The sequence below is a fragment of the Amycolatopsis thermalba genome, from assembly GCF_003385215.1.
In the GTDB taxonomy this organism is placed as follows: Bacteria; Actinomycetota; Actinomycetes; order Mycobacteriales; family Pseudonocardiaceae; genus Amycolatopsis_E; species Amycolatopsis_E thermalba.
In genome coordinates this window covers 122,799-147,987 of sequence record NZ_PQHW01000001.1, presented here as the reverse complement: position 1 = coordinate 147,987, position 25,189 = coordinate 122,799, and the positions used below count along the sequence as shown (strand labels likewise).

The following is a 25,189-nucleotide window of genomic DNA, read 5'->3' as shown; positions in this document are numbered from 1 at the left end:
TCACCGGCCGTCCACGGCCATCCGCACGCCGAGTGCGACCAGCACGGTGCCGCTGATCGCGTCGAGCCTGCGGCGGACGGCGGACTGGCGGAACCACCCGCCGGCCCGCCCGACCGCCGCCGCCAGGCTCAGGTACAGGACGGTTTCCAGGGCCACCTGGAACGCGGCGAGCAGCGCCGTCGTGCCGAACAACGGCCGGCCCTCGGGCACGAACTGCGGGTAGAACGCGATCATGAACGCGGCCGCCTTCGGGTTCGCCAGCATGACGAGCAGGCCTTCGCCGAACGCGGCGGCCCAGCCCGTGGCCGGCGCCGTGGGCGGCTCGTCGGCAGGCGCGGCCGGGCGCCAGGCCGACCGCCACGCCTTGATCCCCAGGTGGATCAGGAACGCCGCGCCGGCGACCCGCAGCACGAGGAACGCGACCTCCGACGCGGCGACCAGTGCCGCCAGCCCCGCCGCGGCGGACAACGCCCACACGTACAGACCGGCTTCGAGACCGAGCACGGTCGGCACCGCCCCGCGGAACCCCCGCACCGCCGCCCGGCGCAGGATCAAGGCCATCGCCGGCCCCGGCGAGGCCGAGATCAGGACCACGGCCAGGGCGAAGGCGGGCAGCACCGCGAGCAGATCCACGCCCGGCATCCTGCCCGCGGTACGACCGCGGTTTCAAACGAAATCAGTCCAGTTCGTCGAGCGCCGCGACGGCCTCCCAGCGCGCGCCCAGGGTGTTCAGCAGCCCCGCGACGTCGACATCGCTCGAATCCGAGCCGAGCAGCGCCTTGTCCAGGCGGCGGGCCCGGCGGTTGACCTCCGTCAGCACCGCCGAGCCCTCCTCGGTGAGCGACAGCAGCTTGCGGCGCGCGTCGCGGGGCGACTCGACGCGCTGGATGAGGCCGCGCTGTTCGAGCCTGCGGCACAGGTCCGCCATCGTGGAGGTGTCCAGGGCGACCGCGCCGGCCAGGGAACTCTGGTCGCTGCCGGGGTAGGCCCGCACGGCGGACAGGACCGCGAACTGGGGCCCGGTCAGCACCGGGTCGACGTGGCGGTTCCACGCGGCGAGGTAGGCCTGGTACATGCGGCGGGCGCCGTACCCGGGGGCGGCCAGCAGATCCGGAGGAGGCGCCGGTGCGACGGCCGGAGCCCCCCGGCCGCGCCGGCCTGCCCGCGCTGGCTCACCCATCAAACCCTCCCACTCTCGCGGCTTCCCGTGATCCTACGTGTCCGGACGATCGCGCCGCCGTGACAGTCCGGCCCAAACTCTTGCGTATCCGGATAATACGTGTTCGGATTAATAGCGGAGGTGGTCAACGATGGACCAGAACCTGTTCAACGACATCTGCCTGCGCCAGCTGACGCTCTCGGGCGTGCACGAGGGCGAGACCGTGGTGGTGCTGACCCGCGGCGGCGAGCGGGCGGAGTACGCCGACGCCTTCCTGTGGGCCGCCCAGCAGCTGGGCGCCGCGACCTACCACATGCGCCTGCCCTCGCCGGCCAGCGCGTCCGGCGCGTGGGCGGTGGGCGACTCCGGGCTGGGGAACATCCCCCGCGCGGTGGACGCGCTCAAGGGCGTGGACATGGTCGTCGACTGCACGTTCCTGCTGTTCAGCAAGGAGCAGTTCGCCATCCAGGAAGCCGGCACCCGCATCCTCACCGCCGTCGAGCCGCCCGAGCTGCTGGCCCGGCTGATGCCCACCAAGGAGCTGCGCGAGCGGGTGGAGATCGGCGCCGAGCTGCTGGCCAAGGCGAGCACGATGCGGATCACCAGCCCGGCCGGCACCGACGTCACCTACCGGCTCGGCGTGTACCCGACGCTGTCGGAGTACGGCTACACCGACACCCCGGGCCGCTGGGACCACTGGCCCGCGGCGTTCGTGTTCACCGGGGGCGCCGACGACGGCGTGGACGGCAAGATCGTGCTGTCGCCCGGGGACGTGCTGCTGCCGTTCAACACCTACGTGCAGACCCCGGTGGAGATCACCATCGAGGAGGGCTTCATCCGCGACATCCGCGGCGGCGCCGGATCGTCCGGTTTGGACGCCGACCTGCTGCGCTCCTACATCGAAAGCTTCCACGACCCCCGCGGCTACGGGATGAGCCACGTGGGCTGGGGCCTGGACGAGCGCGCGCACTGGCACGGCCTGACCCAGTTCCCCGGCGGGATGGGGATGGAGCTGCGCAGCTTCTACGGCAACGTGATGTTCTCCATCGGCCCGAACAACGAGCTGGGCGGCCCGAACGACACCGCCTGCCACTTCGACATCCCGATGCGCGGCAACTCGCTCTACCTCGACGACGAGCTGATCGTCGACGCCGGCGAGCTGACCGTGCCGGAGATGCGCCCGGCGGCGAAGCGATGACCGACCACCACATCGGGATGATCGTCCCCAGCTCGAACCTCACCATGGAGACCGAGCTGCCCCGGATGCTGCGCGCCCGCGAAGAGGCCGAGCCGGGGGAGGCGTTCGTCTTCCACTCCGCGCGGGCCCGCATGCAGCACGTCGACCCGGAGCAGCTGCGCGCGATGAACGCCCAGGCCGGACGCGCGGCGGCCGAGCTCGCCGACGCCCGCCCGGACGTGGTCGCCACCGCCTGCCTGGTGGCGATCATGGCCCAGGGACCCGGCTACCACTGCACGGCCGAGGACGACATCACCCGCGTTCTGCGCGCCGAGGGCTGCGCCGCGCCGGTCGTGTCCAGCGCGGGGGCGCTGCTGTCCGGCCTCGCGGCGCTGGGCGCCGCGAAGATCGCGATCATCACCCCGTACCTGAAGCCGCTGACGAAGGCGGTGGCGGACTACATCGAGGACGCCGGGGTCGAGGTGGTGGACGCGCTGTCGCTGGAGGTGCCGGACAACCTCGCGGTGGCCCGGCTGGACCCGCACGACCTGCGCGAGCACTACCGCAAACTCGATCTGTCCGGAGTGGACGCCCTGGTGCTGTCCGCGTGCGTGCAGATGCCGTCGCTGCCGTCGATCCAGCCCGTCGAGGACGAGATCGGGATCCCGGTCCTGTCGGCGGCCACCGCGACCACGTTCCGGATCCTGACCGAACTCGGGCTCCCGCCGCGCGTGCCGGGGGCCGGGCGGCTGCTCGCCGGGGCGGACAGCGAGACGAGGAGGCCGGCGTGACGGCGAGCCAGTCGTTCGAAGTCGTGGTCGTCGGGGGCGGCCTGGGCGGGCTGTGCGCGGCACTGTCGCTGCGGCAGCGGGGCCTGCGGGTCACCGTGGTCGAGGCGGCGCCGCAGCTCGGCGAGATCGGCGCGGGCATCCAGACCGCGCCCAACGCCAGCCGGATCCTCATCGGACTGGGCCTGCGCTCGCAGCTCGAGCGGGTGCGCACCGAGCCGCAGGACCAGGTCCGCCGCCGGTGGGCCGACGGCAGCATCATCGCCCAGCTGCCGCTGGGACAGCGGGTCACCGACACCTACGGCGCCCCGTACTGGCACTACCACCGCGCCGACCTGCACGGGGTGCTGCTGGACGCGTGCGTGGACCCGGACGGCCACGGGCCGGTGGTCCAGGTGGCGACCGGCGCGCGGGTGGTCGAGCTGGACCGCGCCCAGCCGGAACGCCCGGCGGTGATCACCGCCGACGGCCGCCGGTTCACCGGGGACGTGGTGATCGGCGCGGACGGCATCCGCTCCGCGGTCCGCGATCTCGCCGGGTTCGACGACACGCTGGTGTTCTCCGGCGAGATGGCCTACCGCGCCCTGATCCCCGGGGACCTGGTCGCCCAGGACCCGGCCACCCGGTTCCTCGTCGACCGCTACCACTCCACGATCTGGTACGGCCCGGACAAGCACCTGGTGCACTACCTGATCCGCGGCGGCCAGTACCTCAACGTGGTCGCGATCGTGCCGTGCACCGACACGATCGCCCGCGAGTGGAGCGGCCCGGCGACCGCCGAGCAGCTCGCGGCGGAGTACCGGGACTGGGACGACCGGGTCCCGGCCGTGCTGTCGAAGGCCAAGGACGAGGATGTGTCGGTGTGGGCCATGTATCGGCGCCGGCGCGATCCGGTGTGGGTGGACGGGCGGGTCGCCCTGCTCGGCGACGCCTGCCACGCCATGCTGCCCTACCAGGCCCAGGGCGCGTCCCAGGCGATGGAGGACGCGGCGGTGCTCGCCGAGGAGCTGGGACGCGTCACCCGCGACGGGATCGACGGCGCCCTGATCCGCTACGTCGACCGGCGCGCCAAGCACGCCGGCATGGTCCAGGACGCGTCCCTGCAGAACATGAGCTTCTACCACCTGCCCGACGGTCCCGAGCAGCGCGAGCGCGACGAGAAGCTGCGCCGGTTCGACGGCGAGTCCGACGTGTCCTACGACTGGCTGTGGAACGGCAGCCCGCTCACCGATCCGGACACCGAGTCCATCAACTACCAGTTCGCCCGCTGAGGCGCGGAACTGGCCGACAATCGCAACGGAGCGATTCATGCGTACCGGAGATCAGATCGTCCAGGACCTGCCCTGGCGCTGGAGCGTGCAGGGGAAGATCTTCCTCATCGGTGGTCTGGGCTACATGTTCGACGCGTGGGACGTCGCCCTGAACGGGTTCCTCACGCCGCTGGTCGGGACCGAGTTCGGGTTGTCACCGGGCCAGAAGGGCCTGGTGGCGACCGCCAACCTGATCGGCATGGCGGTGGGGGCCGTCGTGTGGGGCACCGTGGCCGACCGCATCGGCCGGAAACGGGCGTTCAGCATCACGCTGCTGGTGTTCGCCCTGTTCTCCGTGCTCGGGGCGCTCTCGCCGAACGTGGAGGTCTTCCTGGCTCTGCGGTTCCTGGCCGGGGTGGGGCTCGGCGGGTGCATCCCGGTGGACTACGCGATCGTCAGCGAGTTCTCCCCGCGGCGCCACCGCGGCCGGGTGCTCTCGGCGATGGACGGCTGGTGGCCGGTGGGCACCACCCTGGCCGCCGTCACGGCGACCCTGCTGGTCCCGGTGTCCGGGAACTGGCGCTGGATGCTGGTGCTGATGATCCTGCCCGCGCTGCTGCTGTTCTGGGTCCGGCGCGGGGTTCCGGAATCCCCGCTGTACCTGGTGCGCAAGGGCCGGGAAGCGGAGGCCCGCGCGGTCATCGACGACCTCGTCCGCCGCACGGGCGCGCCCGCCGAGCCGTACACGATCCCGCCGGCGGTCGTGGAGGACACTCGCGGCGGCGCGCTCACGGCCGCGTTCGACCAGCTGCGCCGGGTGTGGGCGTTCAGCCCGCGGATCACGGCCGTCGCGTGGTCGCTGTTCATCAGCGTCATGCTGGTGTACTACGCCGCCCTGAGCTGGATGCCGTCGATCCTGCGCGCCCAGGGGTTCGGGGAGATCGCGGCCTTCGCCTCGACCGCGCTGATGAACGCGCTGGGCATCGTGGGCGTCGCGGTGGCGGTGCTGCTCGTGGAGAAGGTCGGCCGCAAGCGGATCGTCGCGGTCGCCGGGCCGCTCGCGGCGCTTTCGCTCGTGGTGTTCTCGCTGCTGCTGGGCTCACCCACCGGCGCCGTGATCGCGATCGGCGCGTTCGGCATGCTGGCGCTGGTGGTCATCCCGGTGATGTACGCCTACGTGTCCGAGCTGTACCCGACGGAGCTGCGGGCGTCCGGTTTCGGCTGGGCGTCGTCGTCGAGCCGGGCCGTGACCGGCTTCGCGCCGCTGGTGTTCGGCAGTCTCCTGTGGCCGGTGCTCGGACTGCCGCTGACGTTCACCGTGCTGGGCGGTCTCGTGGTGGCCGCGGTGGTGTTCATGATGCTGGGGGCGCCGGAGACCCGCGGCCGCGAGCTCGACCGGATCGCCGTCCCGGCCAAGCCCGAGGCGCCCGCGAAAACCACGCAGGTGCCGTGAACGACAGGAGGTCGACACCGTGAAGCCCGCCGCGTTCGCCTACCACCGGGCCCACGACGTGCCCGACGCCATCGGCCTGCTCGGCGAGCTCGCCGCGGCGGGCGAGGAGCCGAAGCTGATCGCCGGCGGGCAGAGCCTGGTCCCGATGATGAACTTCCGGCTCGCCCGGCCGACGGCCCTGGTCGACCTGGGGCCGCTGCGCCGGGATCCGGCCCTGACCGGCCTGCGGCGCGCGGGCGCGGGGCTGGAGATCGGGGCGCTGGTCACCCACCGGGCGGTCGAGGTGGCGAAGCTGGGGCCGGACTTCGACGTACTCTCGCGTGCCATGCGGTGGGTGGGGCACCTGCCGATCCGCTCCCGCGGCACGGTGGCCGGCAGCATCGTGCACGGCGACGCCACCGCCGAGTGGTGCCTGCTCGCGCTCCTGCTCGACGCCGTGATCGTCGCCGACGGCTCCGGCGGGCGGCGGGAGATCCCGGCCGCGGAGATGTTCCACGGGTTCTACACCACCGCCGTGGAACCGGACGAGGTGGTGACGGCGGTGCGGTTCACCCGGCCGTCGCCGAGGCCGGCGCTGACCGAGTTCGCCCGCCGCCACGGCGACTTCGCGATCGTCGACGTCGCGGTCAGCCTCCACGAGGACGGGGGCCGGGTGGTGGTCGGCGGCGTCGCGCCGGCGCCCGTCCGGGTCCCGGAAGCCGAGGCCGTCCTTGCCGCCGGTGACCCCGGGCGGGACCTGTTCGCCGCGTGCGCCGACGCCGCGGCCGCCGCGGTCGACCAGCCCGGCGACGCCGCCGGCAGCAGCGCCTACCGCCGCCGGCTCACCCGGACGCTCGTCGTCCAGGCCCTGCACCAGGCGTGGGAGAAAGGAGTGACGCGATGAGCGACGGTGCTCCGCGGTTCGACGGGCGAGGCGGCCGGTGGGTCGGCGCGTCGGTGCCCCGGCGGGAGGACCCGCGGCTGCTCACCGGCCGGGGACGCTTCGTCGACGACATCCAGCCGCCCGGCACGCTGCACGCGTGTTTCGTCCGCGCCACGGTCGCGCACGCCCGGATCACCGGGATCGACCTGTCGGCCACCCTGGCGGTCGACGGGGTCGTCGCCGCGTGGACGGCGGCCGACCTCGATCTGGGCGACATCGTCGCGTTGCTGGACCGCCCGCCCGAGGAGTTCGCGCCGACCGCGATGCCGATCCTGGCCCGGGACAAGGTGCGGTTCACCGGCGAACCGGTCGCGCTGGTCGTCGCGCGGGACCCCTACCTCGCCGAGGACGGCGCCGAACTGGCCGTCGTGGACTACGAGCCCCTCGGGGCGATCGTGTCGGAGGAGACCGCGCTCGCCGAGGGCGCGCCACTGGTGCACGAGGAAGCACCCGGCAACGTGCTGCTGGACGTGTCCATGTTCGACACCCCCGGGGTGGACGAGGCGTTCGCGGCCGCCGCGTGCGTGGTCGAGGTCGTCACCCGCAGCGGACGGCAGAACGCGCTCCCGCTGGAAACCCGCGGCGTGATCGCGTCCTGGGACGACCACGACGACCAGCTGCTGGTGCAGATGTGCACCCAGGTCCCGCACCAGGTGCGCACCGCGCTCGCCCGCTCGTTGCGCGTGCCCGAGCGGACCGTGCGGGTCACCGTCCCGGACATGGGCGGCGGGTTCGGCCAGAAGTGCGTGGTCGGGCGCGAGGAGATCGCGGTGGCGGCCGCGGCGAGGCGCCTGAACCGGCCGGTGAAGTGGATCGAGGACCGGCGCGAGGCCCTGACCGCCGGGTTCCTGGCCCGGGAGCAGCGCTACCGCACCCGGGCGGCGTTCGACGCCGGCGGGCGGATCACCGCCCTGGACGCCGACATCGTGTGCGACATGGGCGCCTACTCCTGCTACCCGTTCACCGCCGGGATCGAGCCGCTGATGGCCTCGGCGGAGATGCCCAGCGTGTACCGGGTGCCCGCCTACCGGGTCCGGGCCCGCGCCATCACCAGCAACAAGGCGCCCACCGCGCCCTACCGCGGCGTCAGCAGGCCCCAGTACGTGATGGCGATCGAGCGGGTGATGGAGCGCGCCGCGCGCGAACTCGGCCTCGATCCGCTGGAGATCCGGCGGCGGAACCTGATCACCCAGTTCCCCTACACCGGCGTCAACGCCGTCACCTACGACCCCGGCACCTACCGGGAATCGCTGGACCTGGCCGAAGCCACGCTGCGCGACGAGGGGTGGTTCGAGTTCCGGGACACCGCGACCGCCGAGGGCAGGCACATCGGCATCGGGTTCTGCTGCTTCTCCGAGCGCACCGGGTACGGGTCGGGCGCCTTCGCCAAACGGAAGATGACCGTGGTGCCCGGGTTCGACATCTCCGAGATCCGGATGGACACCACCGGCTCGGTCGTCGTCACCAGCGGCACCATGAACCACGGCCAGTCCCACGAGACGACGCTCGCGCAGATCGTCGCCGACCGGCTGGGGGTGCACCTCGACCAGGTGAAGCTGCGCCAGGGCGACACCGAGCGCATCGCCTACGGGTGGGGAACCTTCGCCTCGCGGTCGGTGACCATCGGCGGCTCGGCCGTGGCGCTGGCGGCCACGCGGCTCGGTGAGCTGCTGTGCCGGATCGCGGCGCACCTGCTGGAGACCAGTCCGGACAACGTCCGCCTCGACGGTGCGGGCGGCGTCGTCCAGATCGACGACCCGGGCCGGCGCGCGTCGTTCGAGGAGATCGCCGACGTCGCCTACCTGCGCAGCCACCTGCTGCCCAAGGACGTCGAACCGACGCTGACGGCCACGGCGAGCTTCGACGTGCCCGGCGACGGCACCTTCTCCAACGCCACGCACGCCGTGGTCGTGGAGGCCGACCCGGGCACCGGCGCCGTCACGATCCTGCGCTACGTGTGCGTGGAGGACTGCGGGGTGGTGATCCACCCGCAGGTCGTCGACGGGCAGTGCCGCGGCGGGATCGCCCAGGGCATCGCCGGCGCGTTGTTCGAGGAGGTCACCTACGCCGGCAACGGTGAACCGTCGGCCGCCAGCTTCATCGACTACCTCGTGCCGACCGCCACCGAGATCCCCGACATCACCGTGTCCCACCTGGAAACGCCCTGCGCGTTCACCGAGAACGGCGCGAAGGGCGCCGGCGAAGGCGGCACCATCGGCGCGCCGGCCGCGGTGCTGAACGCGATCAACGACGCGTTGCGCCACACCGGTGTCGAACTCGACACGACACCGGTGCACCCGCAGACCGTGCTCGCCGCGCTCGACGCGGCCCCGGAGCGAGAAACGAGTACCGCCTCATGACCGACCGGCACCTGATCGTCCTGACCGTCAACGGCAGCGAGCACGAAGCCGTCGTCGAGCCCCGCAAGACCCTGCTCGACGTCCTGCGCCACGACCTCGGCCTCACCGGCGCGCACGCGGGGTGCGAGCACGGCGTGTGCGGAGCCTGCACCGTCCTCGTGGACGGCGAACCGGTGCGCGCGTGCCTCGTCTTCGCCGTGCAGGCCGAGGACGCCGACATCCGCACCGTCGAATCGCTGAGCCAGGACGGTGAGCTGTCCGACCTGCAACAGGCCTTCCGCGAGCACCACGGGCTGCAGTGCGGCTTCTGCACGCCGGGATTCCTGATGCTCGCCGAGGGATTCCTGGCCCAGCAACCGGACGCGGACCGCGCGGAGATCCGCGAAGCGGTCTCGGCGAACCTGTGCCGCTGCACCGGTTACCAGACGATCGTGGACGCCGTCGCGGCGACCGCGGCCCGCCGTCGTGACACCGAGAAGGAAGTGACCTCGTGATCCTGGAAAACCAGCTGTCCGTCCCGGCCGATCCCGGCGCGGTGTTCGCGTTGATCAACGACGTCGAGCGGGTCGCGGGCTGCCTGCCGGGCGCGACCCTGGACGGGCAGGAGGGCGACGCGTACCTGGGCCGGGTCAAGGTCAAGGTCGGCCCCATCACCGCGGCCTACTCCGGCAAGGTGCGCTTCACCGAGGTCGACACCACCGGGCGGCGGCTGCGGCTGTCGGCGCGGGGAGCGGACACCCACGGCAACGGCGACGCCGAAGCCGACGTCACCCTGATCGTCCGGGAGGCCCCCGGCGGCGCCACCATCGACCTGCGCACCGACCTGTCCCTCCGTGGCAAGCTCGCCCAGTTCGGCAAGGGCGCCATCAGTGCCGTGTCGGCCCGGTTGCTCGACCAGTTCGCCCGCAACCTCGCCGCCCAGCTCAGCGCCCAGCCGGGCGCGAGGGAGGAGCCCCGGGCCGCCGCTCCGGCGGCGCCGGTCCCGGCGGACGGCGGCGAGTCCCTCGACGGGCTGGCCATGCTGCTGCCCCCGGGCGCCAAGCGGTACGCCGCGGTCGCGGTCGCCGCCGCGCTCGGGCTGTTCCAGGGCTGGCTGCTGGGCCGGATCCGCACCCAGGACAAACTCATCAAGGAGCTGCAGCGTGCCCGTCGATGACCACCGCGGCCTGCACGGCGCCGAGACCGACGCTGTCTACGACCGGGCCGGGTTCGGCGCCACCGTCCCGCGTGGACAGAGCCCGGCCCTGATCGTGGTCGACCTGACCCGCGGCTTCACCGAACCCGGTTTCCCGTCCGGAGCCGACCTGACCGCCGAAGTGACCGCGGCCGCCACGCTCGTGAGCGCGGCCCGACGCGGTGACGTCCCGGTGATCTACACCGCGATCAGCTACACCCCGGCCGAGGCCGAGGGGGACGCCGTGGCCTGGCTCCGGAAGGCGCCCGGCATGCGCGGCCTGCGCGAAGGAAGTGACGCCGTTGCGCTCGACCCCCGGCTGGACTGCCGCGACAGCGACCACCTCGTGCTGAAGAAGGGCGCTTCGGCGTTCCACGGAACCGGGCTGGCGGCGCTGCTGACCGGGCTGGGCGCGGACACCGCGCTCGTCTGCGGAGCCACCACCTCCGGGTGCGTCCGGGCGACCGCCGTGGACGCCGTCCAGTCCGGCTTCGACACCCTCGTGGTGCGCGAAGCCTGCGGCGACCGGGCCCGCGGGCCGCACGACGCGGCGCTGTTCGACCTGCAGGCCAAGTACGCCGACGTGGTCGCACTCGCCGACGCCGTGGCCTACCTCGACGCGCCGGACCGAGCCGGCAGGAAGGTGTCCTGACATGGTTCCCGAGTCCCCGTCCGCGCGCACGCTGAGCCAGCCCGCGCTCGCCGACCTCGCGGCGGTCCCGGCGACCAGCCGCTGGGTCCGGTCCGGGGCGGTGCGGCTGCACCTGCTCGACTACGGGCCGGCGGACGGCATCCCGCTGCTCGTGCTGCCCGGCATCACCAGCCCCGCGATCACGATGGACTTCGTGGCGCGCGAACTCACCGGCCTGGTGCGCCCGATCGTGCTCGACGTCCGCGGCCGCGGGCTGTCCGACAGTGCCGATACCCGGCCGCAGGGCTACGACCTGGCCACCTACGCCACTGATGTCGCTGCCGTCGCCTCCGGGTTGGGGCTGGACCGGCCGGTCCTCTTCGGACATTCGATGGGAGCGCGCATCGCGGCCGCGGCCACCGCCCGCTGCGAGGTGCGCGGCACGATCCTGGCCGACCCACCGATGAGCGGCCCCGGCCGCGGCCCCTATCCCACCACGCTGGAGGCGTTCCTCGGCCAGCTCGACCAGGCCCGCCGCGGCACCGACGCCGACGAGGTGGCGCGGTCCTGGCCCCGGTGGCCGCGCCGCGAACAGGAGCTGCGTGCCCGGTGGCTGTCGTCGTGCTCCCGCACCGCGATCGCCGCCACCCACGCCGGTTTCGAGTCGGAGGACTTCTTCGACCACTGGCCCCACGTGCCCGCCCCGGCCGTTCTGCTGTACGGCGGGGACAGCCCGGTCGTCACCGCCGCCGGCGCGGCCGAAGCCGGCCGCGCCAACCCGGCCGCCGAACTGGTGGCGATCCCGGACGCCGGGCACATGGTGTTCTGGGACCAGCCCGCAACCGCCCTCACCGCCCTGCGCGAGGCGCTGCGATCAGTTCTCGCGGTAGGCCGAGGGCCGCACGCCGACCTGGTTCAGGAACGCCGCTGACAGCGCGCCGGGACTGGCGAAGCCGCACCGCGCGGCGATGCCGGCGAGGGTGAGGGTGGTTCCGGACAGCAGCCGCTGGGCCTGCTCGATCCGCAGCCGGGTGAGGTACCGGTGGGGTGTCTCGCCGGTCGCCGCCCGGAAGACGCGGATCAGGTGGTACACGCTCAGGTGCACCTCGGCGGCGATGTCGGCCAGCGTCAGCGGCTCGGCCAGCCGGTCCCGCATGACGGCGATGGCCGCGCGGACGGCGGCGTGCTCCGGCCCCGGCGGCGGCGCGTGCCGGCCGCGCGTCACCAGGTGCGTGGCGAGGAACGCGGCAGCCGATTCGGCGTACAGATCGTCCGTGTCGCGGGCGGCGGGCAGCGCGCGGAGGAGCTGCCCGACGAGCGGATCGCCCGCGGCCAGCGCGGCGGACAGCGCTGCGAAGTCCGGCGCCGGGCCGTCCAGCTGGGCCGCTGTCCGGGCCAGGGTCGCCGACGGGATGTGCACCTGGATCGTGCGCATCGCGGAGTGCGCGCGGTAGTCGCGCACGCTGGCGCGGCCGGGCACGACGAGTTCGAGGTCGCCGGGCGCCCGGCGGCGGCGGACCGGTTTCCCGTCCGCGCGCGTCCGCATGTCCACGTCCCCGGCCACGTAGAGGATCAGGTGGACGTCGGACACGCCGGGCAGCCGGAGCTGCTCGACCGCCGGCGCGTGGTCGAAGCACTGCACGAGCAGCGACCGCCAGCCCGCGTCGGCCCAGCTGCAGTAGGTGCGCCGCACCGGCGCCGACGTGCCGAACCCCGCGTAGGGCGCCAGATCGAAGTCGGGCGAGTCGAACATCATCCGAACGTAGCCGAGATCCCGGCGGTGAACGAGCCGGGTACGCGACCGACGTTCGGGCGAAACCGGGCGGTCCGGCACAACCCGGGGCGGCTTGGCGCTAGCGTGATCACGCCGAGGGCGTCCGGGAGGGGATGAGGCGATGCAGGCACCGTCGACGGTCGTGCAGCTCGCGCTGCTCGTCCTCCTCGTGCTGCCCGGCATCACCTACCAGTTCGTGCGCGAACGGCGGCGCGGGCCGGTGCCGGGGGAGCGCGACCTCGGCGAGCGGGTGCTGCGCGCGATCGTCGCCTCCATCGCCCTCGACGCCGCCTACGCGATCGTCGCCGGGCCCGCGCTCGTCCGGCTCGCCCGGGGCACCGGGCCCGGCGACTGGACCGGGTTCACCGAGCAGCCCCGTCTGGTCGGCGCGGTGGCGGTGCTGCTGTTCCTCGTCGTCCCGGCGCTCGCGGCCGGCGCGGTGTCGCTGGTGGAGCGCCGCCGCCGCGGCTCGCGGTACCTGCGCACCCCCACCGGCTGGGACCACGCCTTCCGCGACCGCGAACCGTGCTTCATCCGCGTCCGCCTCAAGGACGGCAACTGGGCGGGCGGCTGGTACGGCCACCGCTCCTACGCCTCCTCCTACCCGCACCCGCCCGAGCTGTACCTCGAATCGGCGCGCGTGATGGGCCCGGACGGCAGCTTCGGCGCGCGCGTTCACGGCACGGCGGGCCTGCGGCTGCGGGCGGAGGACTTCGACGTGCTGGAGTTCGTCGAACCGGACCAGGGGAAGGAGAAGTGATGGACCGCGAACTCACCCCCGAAGAGGAGGAGATCGTGCGCACGAGCGTGTCGCGCGGCTACACGCCCAAGCGCGAGGTCACCGAACCCGAGGACCCGCCTGCCGGGTCCGCCGGCACCTCCCAGGCGGCCGAGGACTGACCCGTGACCGACTGGGGCGAGCGGTTCTGGGACGCCTACCGGGTGGCCCGGCACAGCCCGGACCCGGCCTCGGTCCAGACGGCCATCGAGTACGGACGCCAGGCGCTCGCGGCCGCGGGCGGCGACGAGCGCACCACCTACCTGCGGAACCTGGGCGGCCTGCTGCAGACCCGGTTCCACCAGACCGGCGACCTGAGCTACCTGCGGGAAGCCGTCGACGGCCTGCTGGAGGCGGTCCTGCTCACCGCGGACCGCCCGGCCGAGGAAGCCGCCCACGCCAACAACCTCGGCATGGTGCTGCACACCGCGTTCCAGCACAACCGCGACCCGGCCACCCTGGACGACGCGGTGTGGTGGAGCCGGCAGGCCGTCGAGGGCGCGGCGCCCGAGGACAAGGCCGACTACCAGGACAACCTCGTCGTCGCGCTGCTGACGGTGTTCACCGTGACCGGCGACGAGGACGCGTTGCGGGAAGGCATCGAGCAGGCGCGGGACGCGGCGCGCCACGCACCGGACGACGAGATCACCGGCCGCAGCCTGCACTTCCTCGCGGTTCTGCTCCGCCGCTGGTTCTCCCACACCGGTGACCCCGCGGTGCTGCCGGAGGCCGTCGACGCGGCGCGCCGTGCCGTCGAGCTCACCCCGGCCGGCTCGGCCGACCACCTGGACCGGCTGGCGCACCTGTGTGTCCTGCTCGACGACCGCCACCGGCTCACCGGCACCCGCGACGACCTGGCCGAGCTGCTCGAAGCCCGCACCACCCTGGTCGCGATCACCCCGCCCGGCGACCCGAGGTATTCGCGGTTCTCCACGAACCTGCTGTTCACCCAGCGCGAGTGGACCGCGCTCACCGGCGAACGCCCCGAGCGCGCCGGGCACCTGGCCGACCGCGCCGGGGTGGAGGCCGAAATGTCTGGCCTGCTCGCCGCCGAGTTCGGCCGGACCCGGAACCCGGAACTGCTGGAGCGGGCCGTCCGGCACGGCCGCGCGGCGATCGCCGCCACGCCCGCCGGGCAACCCCGCCGGGCCGAGCGGCTGGACCACCTCGCGGCGGCGCTGGCGCAGCGCGGCGAGGCGTTCGGCGACCGCGCCGCGCTCACGGAATCGGTGGAGCTGCAACGGGAAGCGGTCCGGTGCGCGCCGTCCGGGGACCCGCGGCGGCCCCGGTACCTGGGCAACCTCGCCGTCACGCTGAACACGCTGTTCCTCGCCACCGGCGAGCTCGCCCTGCTCACCGAGGCGATCGACGCGGCCCGCGCGGCCGCCGCCACGACCGCCGGGCACCCGGACCATCCGGTGATGCTGGCCAACCTCGCCGCGACGCTGCACCGCCGGTTCCGCGTCACCGGCGAGCTGCGGATGCTGACCGACGCGCTCGACGCCGCGCGGGAATCCGTCCGCCTGGGCGCCGGCCGCGTCGCCGGGCACGCCCGCCATCTCGGCAACCTCGCCACCATGCTGTCGGACTGGTTCGAGCGGACGGGCCGGGCGGAAGCCCTCGACGAGGCCATCCGCGTGCACCGCGCCGCCGCCGACGCGACCCCGGCCGGCCACCCCGACCGCGCGCTGCGCCTGGCGAACCTGGGCGGCGCCCTGGGCACCGCCTACGCCCGGTCCGGCGACCAGAACGCCCTGCGCGAGGCGATCGCCGCGCGGCGCGCGTCGGTGGCCGCGGCCGCCGAGGGCAGCCCGGAGCGAGCCGGTTACGTGGCCGGTCTGGCCGGGGCGTTGTGCGACTGGTCCGCGCGGCCCGGTGCGGGGGAGACGGACCCGGCGATCCTCGACGAGGCCGTCGCGCTCGCGCGTGACGCGGTCCGGGGCCGGGAGGGCGAGGCGTTCTCGCGGACCACGACGCTGAGCACGCTCGCCGACGCGCTGCGGCTGCGGTTCCGCCGGTCCGGCGACCGCGACGCGCTCACCGAGGCGCTCGACGTCTACCGCGAGGCCGCGCTCTTCGCCGGATCACCGACGGTCCGGCGGGTGGAGGCGGCCGAGCGGTGGGGCGAGCTGGCCGCCGAGGGCGGGTTGCCCGCGACGGCGGCCGAGGGCTACGCGGTCGCGGTCGGGTTGCTGCCCCAGCTCGCCGGCCGCCGTCTGGACCGGGGCGACGCCCAGTACTGGCTGGGCCGCTTCGCCGGGCTCGCCGCCGACGCGGCCGCGTGCGCGCTGAACGCGGGCGACCCCGAGAGTGCGGTGACCGTGCTGGAGTCCGGCCGCTGCGTGCTGGCGGCCCAGGCGCTCGACAGCCGCGGCGACCTGTCCGAGCTGCGCGAGCGGGCGCCCGGGCTGGCGGCGGAGTTCGAGGCGCTGGGTGCGGAGTTCGAAACCGACACCACGCGGGACCGCCTCGCGCTCGCCGCGGAACTGGAGGCGCTGGCCGCGCGCATCCGGGAACTGCCGGGGCTGGACCGGTTCCTCCGGCCGCCGTCGCTGGACGATCTGACGGCGCAGGCGCACGAGGGCCCGGTGGTCTACGTCAACGTCAGCCGCTACCGGTGCGACGCGGTGATCCTCACCCCGGACGGCGTCCGCGCCCGGCCGCTGCCGGACCTGACCGAAGACGCGCTGCGGCAGCGGGTGCGTGCCTTCCGCGCCGCGCTGGCCGCGGAACCCGGTGAGCGGCAGGCCGCCGAGCGCACGATCCACGACACACTGGAATGGTTGTGGGACACCGTGACCGGCCCGGTGCTGGACGCGATCGGGGTGACCGGATCGCGGATCTGGTGGGCGCCGGTCGGCGTGCTCAGCCTGCTCCCGCTGCACGCCGCCGGACACCACCGCGGCGGCGGCCCGACGGTGATGGACCGGGTGATCTCGTCGGTCACGCCGACGGTCCGGGCGCTGGCCCACGCGCGGACGCGGCGGCGGGGGAGTGGCGAGCGGCCGCGGCTGCTCGTCGTCGCGATGCCGTCCACTCCGGACGGTTCCGACCTGCCCGGCGCGCGGGCCGAAGCGGAGTTCCTCGCCGCCCACGTCCCCGGTGCCACGGTGCTGACCGGCGCGGACGCCACCCGCGACGCCGTTCTCGACGCGCTGCCGTCCGCCGGCTGGGTGCACTTCGCCTGCCACGGGTACAGCGATCCGGACAACCCGTCGGACAGCCACCTGGTGCTGCACGACCACGCCCGCGCCCCGCTGCGCGTGGTCGACGTGTCCCGGCTGCGCCTGCCGGACGCGCGGTTCGCCTACCTGTCCGCCTGCGACACCGCCCGCACGAGCGAAACCCTGTCCGACGAGGCGATCCACCCGGCGGCCGCGTTCCAGATCGCCGGGTTCGCCCAGGTCGTCGGCACGCTGTGGCGGGTGGAGGACGCCGTCGCGCCGGTGCTGGCGCAGTGGATCTACCGGGACCTGCTCACACCCGGAGCCGGGACGGCGGCGACGGCGGTGCACCGGACGGCCCGCGCGCTGCGGGAGAAGTACCCGAACCTCCCGTCCGTGTGGGCGGCCCACGTCCACTTCGGCGCCTGATGATCTTGATACCAGCTTGGTAGCGTCGGGTGCGTGGTCATGACTTTGCGCTTGACCGAGGAGCAGGAGCGCGCTCGCGATGCTCGCCGAGGCGCAGGGTGTCAGCAAGCACGAGGCGGCGGTGCGCGCGGTGGTGCTGACCGGCGCGGGCAAGGCGTTCCGCGCGGGCCAGGACCTAAGGAGCACGTCGGGCTGCTGGACTCCGCGGCGCACCGCCCGCAGGTGTCGGTAATGGGGCAGGACGCCTATCCCGGCCTGCACGAGAAGGCCGCCGTCCTCCTCAAGTCGATCGTGCGCAACCCTCCGCTGATCGACGGCAACAAGCGGCTGGGGTGGACGGCGTCTTCGTGTTCCACGGGCTCAACGGTGCCGACCCGGAGGCCGCGGAGCATCTGGCCCGGTGGACGCGTCCCGGCCTCACGCCGCCACGCGACCCGGCCGGCTTCCGCTTCGGCACCTGACCGCCGACAGGCGGCCGCGGCACCGCCGGCAGTCGGCTCGCCACCGACGTCGTCGCGTACGTGCCCGTCTTCCCTCTCGGGGGCATCACCCCGCTCCAGTCCTCGGTGGTCGCTGCCCGGTTGGCGGTGACTCCGGTGGCCGTGGCACCGACCTGACTTCTCCAGCGATCACCGAACATCCAGCTCATCCCTGGCACCCCGTCGACGGCACACCTGCGCTAGAACATCGGATCCCGCTGGTCATCCAGGCACCGCGGAGCCCCGAAGGTGAGCCGCTATCAGTGCCCGTTCGAGGACGCGGTGCGAGCAGTGACGACGCTAGCGGCGGTGTGCAGCGGTATGCGTTCCTGTTCGATGCGCCGGTAACCGCGAAACATCGGGTCAGTGAGGCGTTCATAAACGGCGCGCTCGTCCGGCGTGAGGTGTGGCAGGGACTTGGGGCTTCCCGGTTCGAGGCGTTGGCCCCGTTGGTCTGTATCGGTGCCGTAGGGCTCGTAGGTGTCGTATGTTGTGGTGTCCATGAGGATGCTGGCGACAGGCACGCCGTCGTCGCGCCAGCCGTTGAGGATTTCGTAGCCATGCGCGTCGATGTCACCCCAGTAGTAGAGGTGCGGCGCGGCGGTGAGCCAGGGGAAGGCGGCCGCGGTCTTGCCACCGAATCCACCACCCTCGACGGCGATACCGCCGGTGATGGGCGGGAAGTGGATCGCGGTGTCTTTGTTCTCGGAGATGATGACCACGGTCGGGGCGTAAGCGGGCGTGACGCTGTCGCCGACGCTCGCGGAGTCGTGGCGACGTGCGCCCGAGGCTTGGTAGGTGGGGTCGAGGTAGCTGAAGTGGATGCGGGCGGGGTGTTTGGGCAGGAGGCCGAGGCTGTCACGTCCGGTGAGTGCGAGGATCAGCGGCTGATGGGTGTTGAGCCACTTGGAGTGGACACCGGGTATCGGGACCTGACGTGGTGTGTAGCCACTGGCGTCGTGGGCCTGGAACCAGGCGGCGACGGTGAGCAGGAGCTCGAAGTCAGTGTCCTCGTAGCGGTTGGCTGTGCGGATGACGAGGGCGGGGTCGGCGGCGGCGGGGAAGTGGGTGGTGACACGAGTCAGGTGAGCCCGCGCTTTCGCGAGTCGTCTCTCCCAGCCATCGCCGACGACAGCGGCGGCGCTGCCGACATCGACGATTTCGAGGTGCGTGGGGATGTCCTGGGTCGTGGTGTATACCCGCTTCTGCTGGGTGTGCAGCCGTACCGGACGTCCTCGGGCCCAGTCGCGCCACTGCCGGATTCGCGGCTGGTAGATGGTTTGCCAGCCGGCTTCGAGCTGGGTCTTCGTGGTCGTGCCGAGGGCGAACCGGTGTGGCCACGATGTCGTGGCGCCGGCGACGTCACCGGCCCAGGTGCGGTCGAGTCGTCGACGGATGTCGGCGAGGACGTCGGCGGGCGTTTTCATGCGGGCATCTCGGTGACGTCTGCCTGTGCGTCCGCTCGGCGTTCCGTTCGGGAAAGGGTCTTCACGGACGAGTAGCCGCGGCTGTTCTTCGCCATGTACAGAAAGTGGCTGGCGTGTGGCTCGAGCGCGGTGAACTGGCCGTACGGGGCGCCGATGATGAGCTGGAAACCGAGGCCCTTCCACGCGTCTACCGCACGGCCCGCGAACTCGCTGTCGGCTTTCACGAATCCTTCGTCGAGGAAAACGGGCGCGAATCCGGGGCGTGCGTCGGTTTCGTCGCCGAGTTGAAAGCGCAGTGCGGCGCCCACGATGAAGGCGACCAGCTCCTGGGACTCACCACCTGATTTCCCGCCGAGCGCGGCGTAGGTTGACCGCTCACGACCGTGACTGTCGTAGGAGACGGCGGTGATCTCGATGTGCTTGCGCACGTCGAGGAAGTAGTCGCGGTTGTTCTTGCCGGCGGTGTCCTTCCGGATCGCGCCCATGAACCGGCGTAGTTTCCTGTACCACTTTTGGACCTGGTCGTCGGTGAAGGCGTCGATGTCGGCTCGGGACAGAGTGTTCAGTTCCCTCTTGAACTTCTTGATGTCGTCGCGGTTCAACTCGCGCAGATCGATCTTGAGCCGGTCACGGTGGGCGCCGAACGGGAGTTGTGCGAGAATTTTGTTGACGGGTTCGAGCCGGTTGCGGATGTCGTCGATCGCGAGACCGAACGCGCCGGCGAGCGGTACGAGATCTTGTCCGGACCAGTCCGTGAGCCGTTTCGCCCATTCCTGTCGGCGCTCGTGGAGGCCGGTGGCGACGATGCTGTCCAGTATGCGCCGGAATGACGGGTAGTTCTCGATCGAGGCTGACAGGTTCGGGTCGTCCCACCGGTCCAGATACCGTTGAAACGCGGTTTCGAGTGCTTGCGTCGCCTTGTCGGCCTTGCCCAGTTCTCCCTGCTCGAGTTCGACGAGCCTCCCCTTGAGGCGGCCGGCCCCAGCTCGGAACCCACTGAGGTCTCCTACGGTTGCGACCTGTGCGAACTCGGTGTCGAGATAGGCTGACTGCTCGTCGGTGAGCGTGACGGCCTGCTCACGGTTGATGCGCTGGAGTTCCCCGACGATGTGGTCCTTCCGGTCGATGATCTCGCCAAGGTCGGCATCGAGCCTTTCGATGGTCTGCTCGGCCGCGTAGATCTTGCCTCCGGCGTCCTTCAAGCTGGTGTTGAGGGCTTCGAGTTCGGTCTGGAACGTGCGGAGGGCGTCGTCCGAGGCCAGGATGCGCTTCCTCTGCTGTTCTCGGCTGTCGATCTCACGCTGGACGCCGTCGGGATCGATGCTGCGCCACCTGGTGGAGAGGATGTGTTCGTGGGAGCTCTTGTCCGCGAGGAGCGCTGTGAACTCGCGGTCGACGTCGGCTCGCCGTCTGTCGAGATCGCCGAGGACCTTCTCCAGTTCGTCGAGGCGGGTCTCGATCTCTGCCAGGCGCTCCTCCTTCGAGAACCCGATGACGTACGGCGCGTTGATCGAGCCGTGAGCGCCGGACCTTCCCCTGCGGGTTTGGCCATTCACTGTGACGCGGCGGCCCCCTCCACCCAGCCCGCCGGCATTGTCGACGCACAACGCATCGACGCCGGCGCCGGAGATGCGGTCCTGGACCCATGCGGTGAAGCGCGTGGGCTTGTAGTCCAGTTTCCCCGACACGTAGGCCGGGTCGAAATCTCTGGGTTCGTACGAAGTGAGATGCACTCCTTCGTAGTTGACTCGGTGCGGAAGGTCGAGTGGGTCGATCACACGAGAGACTCGATCGAGCTCGTCTGCGTCGATGAGGAGGACGCGGGCGAGGCCGAAGAGAGTGGTTTCGATGGCCTTCCGCCACTTCCTCTGCTCAGCCGGCACGTCGAGGAGCTCGCCGACGAACGGCAGGTCCTCCGGCGGGATACCCGTCGCGTGGGCGATCATCATCCGCGATTTGTCCAGCTTCGGATCCATGCGTCCTTCGCGGTGTGCCAGCGAGTCGCGTTCGTCGACGAGCTCGCCTTTCTCCTTGCTGGGCTCGTAGACGGCGATTTGAAGAGCGTGCCGTCGCGCATTGACGACCTCGAGTGCGGCCTCGAACCCGTCGACGAACGTGCGGGACTGCTTCTGGGTGGCGGTGAAGTCGTCCTCGTTGTCGATGGTGAGGCCGAGCCGGGCCGTCAGCTCGTCGAAGGTGGCGCGTTGGGCGGACGCGGCGTTCAAGTCGGATCCGAGCCGGTTGATCTCCGCTTCGAGACGGGCGAGCGTCGCATGTGACTCGTTCTTGCGGAGGTCGGCTTCGACATCGATCTTACGAGATGTCAGCTCGGCATGTCGCTTTTCGGCTTCACCCTTGTCCTTGACGGCTTGGGCCCGCTGGCTGCGCCTGGCGGTTTCGGCCGTTTCGAGCAGGGTGTCTTCGGTACCGAGCATCCACACAGTGAACGGCGTGTCCCCGCTTCGATGAATACCGAACGTGTCGATCAGGCGAGCCTTCTCGAGTGCTTCCTGCCGGTCCCGGTGCAGCTCGGGAATCCGGGCGAGAACCTCGGACTTCTGTCCCTCGGTCTCCATCGCGTCGTAGGCGTCTTCGAGATTCTTGAAGTGCTCGACCGCGTCGTCCGCGGCGGCGTAGGTACCCGGTAGGTCGATGACCATGGACTTGTACAGGTCGTCAACCGTGCGGACCTGGTATCCGGCCTGGATGCGCGCGAGCAGGCGGAGTGCCTTGGCGCCGTCGCCGTGGGCGCCGATACCCAGCCGCGTGAAGAACGCCTGGGAGAACGACCCGTAGGTCTCGTGCATCTTCAGGTTCGGAAATCTGCCCTCGACCGTCCGCTTGTCGAACTTGTCCTTGGCGAAGGGCTCGACCTCGGACAGGTCGATCGTGCCTTCGACGATGCACATCTTCCGGGTGAGATCGCTGTCCTTGGTAGCCGCGCGGGGAACGTGGTAGAGGCGGGCGACGGTGTAGCGATGTTCGTTGTCGTCGACGAACGTGACCGCCAGCGCCCCCCATGTCGCGGAGCTTTCTCCCCGCAGGACCTGGTCGGCCAACCCGCCACCGGTGATCCGGCTCGTATCCAGCTTGCCGCGTAGATAGGAGATGAGGCTACGCTGGTCGGCGCTTCGGGCACGTCCGACGGTCGCGTCGTTGGACGCGCCGTTGAAGGGGATGTTGGAGTCCATCATCACCGCGATGTAGGCGTCGAGCAAGGTCGACTTACCTGTCCCGGATGCGCCGGACAGCAGGGTGGTGGTCGGCGCGAAGCTGACGATGCTGTGGCCGTGGAAGCCGCCCCAGTTGATCAGCTGGAGCGTGTCGACCTTCCATTGCGTGGCCCCCTCGGTGGTGCCGGGAAGGCGGAGCAGCTGCCGCTCGGAGTGGTTAGTCGTCAACTGGATGCCTTTCCCTCGGTTTTCGCGGGAGCCGCATGGGCAGGGTCGACAGCGAGCGCGTCGTCTGCCCCGGTGCCGGGTTCGGTGCCGTTGAGCTGCATGAGCCACTCCCACAGCTCCTGGAGTTTTCGCAACGGCAGCAGGACCGCGATGACCGGAGAGATCCGTAAACGGGACGCGTCATTGGTGCGAGTGAGGACCTTCGCCCTGATCAGGCTGTCGATGGCGTTGTTGGCTTTCGACTCGTCACCCGCGCGGTTGGTTGCGTGAGCCGGCCGGAACGAGGCAATGTGCGCGATGAGTTCGTCTCGTTCGACGGTGACGTCTTCGTGCCCGGACGCTCGTTCGCTCTGGAATCGGTGCCGCAGGAACACCAGCGAAATCGTCTCCTCACGGGTGTACACCGTGTCGTGGAGAAGCGTCGGAAACTCCCGCCCGCCACCTTCGGAGGCCGCTTGCTGTTTGAACGCGACCTCGTGGTTCGGATCCACGTGGAGATCGAGGAACATGTCGTTCAACCGGGACTTGATCGGAACCGGATCCTCTCGGATGACGCGCCATTCCGCGGGATTCCGTGCCGCCGAGATGAACCGGTGCTTCAGCAGTGCGACCAAGGCGCGGCGTTGTTCGAGCGACAGACCGCCCGCGTCTCCTTCGAACAGTACCAGCGACGATCCTTCCTGCTTTTCCTCGCCGGCGAAGCCTTCGTCGACGTCGCCGAGGAATTCGGTGTCGTCGTCGAGGAGTTCGGTGTCGTCGTCGAAGTGCGAGTCGAAGTCCTCGCCAGCGCCAGCCTGAAGGAAGTGCGAAGCGGCGTTCTCGGCCGACTCGTCCGTGGTGTCACTCACCAGCGGATCCGTTGAGTGTGAGACCGGCGAGCGCTGCGGCTTCGGTAGGGGTGAGGGACATCCTGGGTACCAGGAAGTGACGTCGATCGCCGTTCGGGCGGATCGCTTCGAACACCTCGGTTTCGTCGTCGTCACTCATCGCGTCGATACGCGACACGAGGTGGAGGAGCCCGAGAACCTCGACGGGGCGCCGCAGTCGCTTCGGCAGTTCATTGAACAGATGTCCCACCGTGTCACTGTTGCCGGTGGTGAAGGCGTCGATCAACGCCGCCCGCAGCTCGTCAAGCGAAGGCCCGCCCTGCATTCGCAGCTCCTCGACCGTGGGTGGCTCCAGACCGTCGTCGTCGACCCGTTCCAGTGGCGGCGGGGGTTCGGCCGAGGCGGGATCCCAGAGCCGGGTACGCAGGTGGCCCACCTTCGCCACGGGCGGCAGCAGTTCGACCGGAACCGGGGCTCGCGGACCCGCGGTCTCCATCCACTTCGCCAGTTCACGCTCGATCCCTCGCAACACCCGGTCGAGCTCGCGCTCCTGGAGCACGTCGCGGTTGACGATGTGCTCCTTCAACGTCGCGGTGAGCCGCCGGCGCTGGGCGAGCACGTCCTTCATGCCCTGGCGAATGATCGTCACCGCCCCGCGGATCTCGCTGACGTCTCTCGTGTCGAGGACTTCCGCCGCCGGGTGCGCGAGGAGTGCCTGAACGTTCTCCCGCAGCTCCAGCAGGAGCGCGTCGTCGCGAAGCAGAACGAACGCTCCATCGAACGCTCGTCCCTCCGGCGTCTCCTTCACCAGCTCGTCCTGCCTCGCGAGATACTCGTCGAGGACGTCGATAACAGGGCGGTCCTCGTCGCGGAAGTCGCGAAGAATCTTGCGATGCATGTCCAGCACGGATTCCTCGACCCGTTTGAAGTCCGAGGGCAGCTGGCCGATCAGATCGATGAGGTTCGTGTACCCGTCGAGCATCCGCTCGTCCGACGCTGTAGCCGCGTCGCCGCCCGTTTCGAGGCGATCACGTTCGGCTTCCAGCTCGCGAATCTGGCTGTTCAGCCGCTCGATGCGGGCCTGAGCATCAGGCGATGCTTCCAGTGCCCACCGGCGGACCGTGTCCAGAATCGTCGTCAGCCGCGACTCCGACACGAGCACGCGGTCACGAGACAGGTTCTGCACCAGGTCGAGCGCTTCCAACGCCGACGAGGTCAGCGAATAGACAAGACTGTCATCTGCAGCGTTGTCCCGGAACAGCCACTGGTCGTTGACCCATAGGTTGCACAGTGCCCGTCCGTTCATGCTCGGCGGAACATCGATGCCGTCGCGCTGCAGCTCGGTCAGATACGTGTCGATCTGGGTGTGGAGCACGTCCGTCTGGACCGACCGGCGATCGCGGGAAAACGAACAACGGAACACCGCGACTCGGAATGCCGCCCACTTGCCGTCCAGGAGGCGCAGTGTGGGACGGGCAAGTGCGTCCTGTGCCCGTGTGAGCTCACCGAGAACCCTGCTCATGCAACCTCCCAGTCGCCCCCTCCGGCCACGGCTCGAACGATAGGCCCCATGACCGACAGTTTTCGGGCGCCGGCCCACGGGCACGTCGGTCCAGCCGACAACCCATGAGTCGTTCCGTGACTACTCAATGTTACTGATTGAGTGAGCGGGGGGACACGAACTCGGCGGGACTGCCCCGCCGCGCCGATCGGGACTGACGCTGTCGGCTTTCCTTGCGAGCTCGGCATCGTCCGCAGGGCGCGCCGCGGCGGTCACCGACACCGGGACGTGTGTGTAGGGTGTGTATGGCGAGGCTGACGTCTACGTGCCCGATGAGCTGGCCCAACGCGCCAAGGCCGCGGATCTGAACGTGTCCGCTCTGGTGCAGGCCGCGATCGCGGACGAGCTGCAACGCCGGCTACCACCGCCTGGCTGGACGCGCTGCCGTCGCCGCGGCGCACGGTTTCGCACGACGCGGCTGTCGAGGCCTTGGAC

General features: G+C 71.2%; 20 protein-coding genes and 2 pseudogenes. 15 read left to right on the top strand and 7 right to left on the bottom strand.

The window, feature by feature from the left end; genetic code table 11:
* Together D0D15_RS00690 and D0D15_RS00685 are read right to left on the bottom strand one after the other, a co-directional pair.
* Positions 1–642 carry a LysE family translocator gene (locus D0D15_RS00690; protein ID WP_244214918.1) on the bottom strand — a complete coding sequence of 214 codons (642 nt, stop codon included), beginning with the start codon at positions 640–642 and terminating at the stop codon, positions 1–3.
* Positions 643–676: 34 nt separating this feature from the next.
* Positions 677–1,180, bottom strand: coding sequence for a MarR family winged helix-turn-helix transcriptional regulator (locus D0D15_RS00685; protein WP_094002716.1), 504 nt, complete (start codon positions 1,178–1,180; stop codon positions 677–679).
* Positions 1,181–1,310: 130 nt separating this feature from the next.
* Here D0D15_RS00685 and D0D15_RS00680 point away from each other — a divergent pair, with 130 nt between their 5' ends.
* Genes D0D15_RS00680 through D0D15_RS00635 form a run of 10 tightly spaced genes read left to right on the top strand, consistent with a single transcriptional unit; the run spans position 1,311 to position 11,845 of the window.
* Positions 1,311–2,357, top strand: a complete 1,047-nt coding sequence (locus D0D15_RS00680) for a 2,5-dihydroxypyridine 5,6-dioxygenase NicX family protein (RefSeq protein WP_094002717.1) — start codon at positions 1,311–1,313, stop codon at positions 2,355–2,357.
* The gene (locus D0D15_RS00675) at positions 2,354–3,127 is read left to right on the top strand and encodes a maleate cis-trans isomerase family protein (RefSeq protein WP_094002718.1); all 774 of its coding nucleotides are present in this window, start codon (positions 2,354–2,356) and stop codon (positions 3,125–3,127) included. The genes D0D15_RS00680 and D0D15_RS00675 overlap by 4 nt, the downstream gene beginning before the upstream one ends.
* Positions 3,124–4,395, top strand: a complete 1,272-nt coding sequence (locus tag D0D15_RS00670; protein ID WP_094002719.1) for an FAD-dependent oxidoreductase — start codon at positions 3,124–3,126, stop codon at positions 4,393–4,395. Before D0D15_RS00675 ends, D0D15_RS00670 begins: the two co-directional genes overlap by 4 nt.
* A 37-nt stretch (positions 4,396–4,432) precedes the next feature.
* Positions 4,433–5,827 (top strand): MFS transporter, encoded by a 1,395-nt coding sequence (locus D0D15_RS00665; RefSeq protein WP_094002720.1) that lies wholly within the window; start codon positions 4,433–4,435, stop codon positions 5,825–5,827.
* A gap of 19 nt (positions 5,828–5,846) precedes the next feature.
* Positions 5,847–6,710, top strand: coding sequence for an FAD binding domain-containing protein (locus D0D15_RS00660; protein WP_115944141.1), 864 nt, complete (start codon positions 5,847–5,849; stop codon positions 6,708–6,710).
* The gene (locus D0D15_RS00655) at positions 6,707–9,109 is read left to right on the top strand and encodes a xanthine dehydrogenase family protein molybdopterin-binding subunit (RefSeq protein ID WP_094002722.1); all 2,403 of its coding nucleotides are present in this window, start codon (positions 6,707–6,709) and stop codon (positions 9,107–9,109) included. Before D0D15_RS00660 ends, D0D15_RS00655 begins: the two co-directional genes overlap by 4 nt.
* Positions 9,106–9,603, top strand: a complete 498-nt coding sequence (locus D0D15_RS00650) for a (2Fe-2S)-binding protein (RefSeq protein ID WP_094002723.1) — start codon at positions 9,106–9,108, stop codon at positions 9,601–9,603. Before D0D15_RS00655 ends, D0D15_RS00650 begins: the two co-directional genes overlap by 4 nt.
* Positions 9,600–10,265 (top strand): SRPBCC family protein, encoded by a 666-nt coding sequence (locus D0D15_RS00645; protein WP_115944140.1) that lies wholly within the window; start codon positions 9,600–9,602, stop codon positions 10,263–10,265. Before D0D15_RS00650 ends, D0D15_RS00645 begins: the two co-directional genes overlap by 4 nt.
* Complete coding sequence (locus D0D15_RS00640; RefSeq protein ID WP_094002725.1) at positions 10,252–10,935, top strand: isochorismatase family protein; 684 nt, start codon at positions 10,252–10,254, stop codon at positions 10,933–10,935. The genes D0D15_RS00645 and D0D15_RS00640 overlap by 14 nt, the downstream gene beginning before the upstream one ends.
* Position 10,936: 1 nt before the next feature.
* Positions 10,937–11,845 carry an alpha/beta fold hydrolase gene (locus D0D15_RS00635; protein ID WP_115944139.1) on the top strand — a complete coding sequence of 303 codons (909 nt, stop codon included), beginning with the start codon at positions 10,937–10,939 and terminating at the stop codon, positions 11,843–11,845.
* Here D0D15_RS00635 and D0D15_RS00630 read toward each other — a convergent pair.
* Entirely contained in the window at positions 11,789–12,667 is an 879-nt protein-coding gene (locus D0D15_RS00630) for a helix-turn-helix domain-containing protein (protein ID WP_115944155.1), read from the bottom strand. The genes D0D15_RS00635 and D0D15_RS00630 overlap by 57 nt on opposite strands.
* 142 nt (positions 12,668–12,809) lie before the next feature.
* Here D0D15_RS00630 and D0D15_RS00625 point away from each other — a divergent pair, with 142 nt between their 5' ends.
* The 5 genes and pseudogenes from D0D15_RS00625 to D0D15_RS36505 all read left to right on the top strand — a co-directional run.
* Entirely contained in the window at positions 12,810–13,448 is a 639-nt protein-coding gene (locus D0D15_RS00625) for a DUF6338 family protein (protein WP_094002727.1), read from the top strand.
* On the top strand, positions 13,448–13,588 hold the full coding sequence (locus D0D15_RS36190; RefSeq protein ID WP_167481433.1) for a hypothetical protein: 141 nt from the start codon (positions 13,448–13,450) through the stop codon (positions 13,586–13,588). The genes D0D15_RS00625 and D0D15_RS36190 overlap by 1 nt, the downstream gene beginning before the upstream one ends.
* A 3-nt stretch (positions 13,589–13,591) precedes the next feature.
* Positions 13,592–17,059: a CHAT domain-containing protein gene (locus tag D0D15_RS00620; RefSeq protein ID WP_115944138.1), complete on the top strand. Its 3,468-nt coding sequence runs from the start codon at positions 13,592–13,594 to the stop codon at positions 17,057–17,059.
* Between the two features lie 186 nt (positions 17,060–17,245).
* Positions 17,246–17,520, top strand: a pseudogene (locus tag D0D15_RS00615) (type II toxin-antitoxin system death-on-curing family toxin); the annotation flags it as partial.
* A gap of 36 nt (positions 17,521–17,556) precedes the next feature.
* A pseudogene (locus D0D15_RS36505) lies at positions 17,557–17,739 on the top strand (oxidoreductase); the annotation flags it as partial.
* A 59-nt stretch (positions 17,740–17,798) separates the two neighbouring features.
* Here the strand turns inward: D0D15_RS36505 and D0D15_RS00610 are convergent.
* From D0D15_RS00610 to D0D15_RS00595, 4 genes are read right to left on the bottom strand one after another with little or no spacing between them, the layout of a single operon-like run.
* Positions 17,799–18,965, bottom strand: coding sequence for a Wadjet anti-phage system protein JetD domain-containing protein (locus D0D15_RS00610; RefSeq protein WP_094002729.1), 1,167 nt, complete (start codon positions 18,963–18,965; stop codon positions 17,799–17,801).
* Positions 18,962–22,366 carry an ATP-binding protein gene (locus D0D15_RS00605; protein ID WP_158224374.1) on the bottom strand — a complete coding sequence of 1,135 codons (3,405 nt, stop codon included), beginning with the start codon at positions 22,364–22,366 and terminating at the stop codon, positions 18,962–18,964. Before D0D15_RS00605 ends, D0D15_RS00610 begins: the two co-directional genes overlap by 4 nt.
* Positions 22,363–23,214, bottom strand: coding sequence for a DUF4194 domain-containing protein (locus tag D0D15_RS00600; RefSeq protein ID WP_094002731.1), 852 nt, complete (start codon positions 23,212–23,214; stop codon positions 22,363–22,365). The genes D0D15_RS00605 and D0D15_RS00600 overlap by 4 nt, the downstream gene beginning before the upstream one ends.
* Positions 23,207–24,715: a DUF3375 domain-containing protein gene (locus D0D15_RS00595; RefSeq protein WP_094002732.1), complete on the bottom strand. Its 1,509-nt coding sequence runs from the start codon at positions 24,713–24,715 to the stop codon at positions 23,207–23,209. Before D0D15_RS00595 ends, D0D15_RS00600 begins: the two co-directional genes overlap by 8 nt.
* Positions 24,716–25,189: the final 474 nt, after the last annotated feature.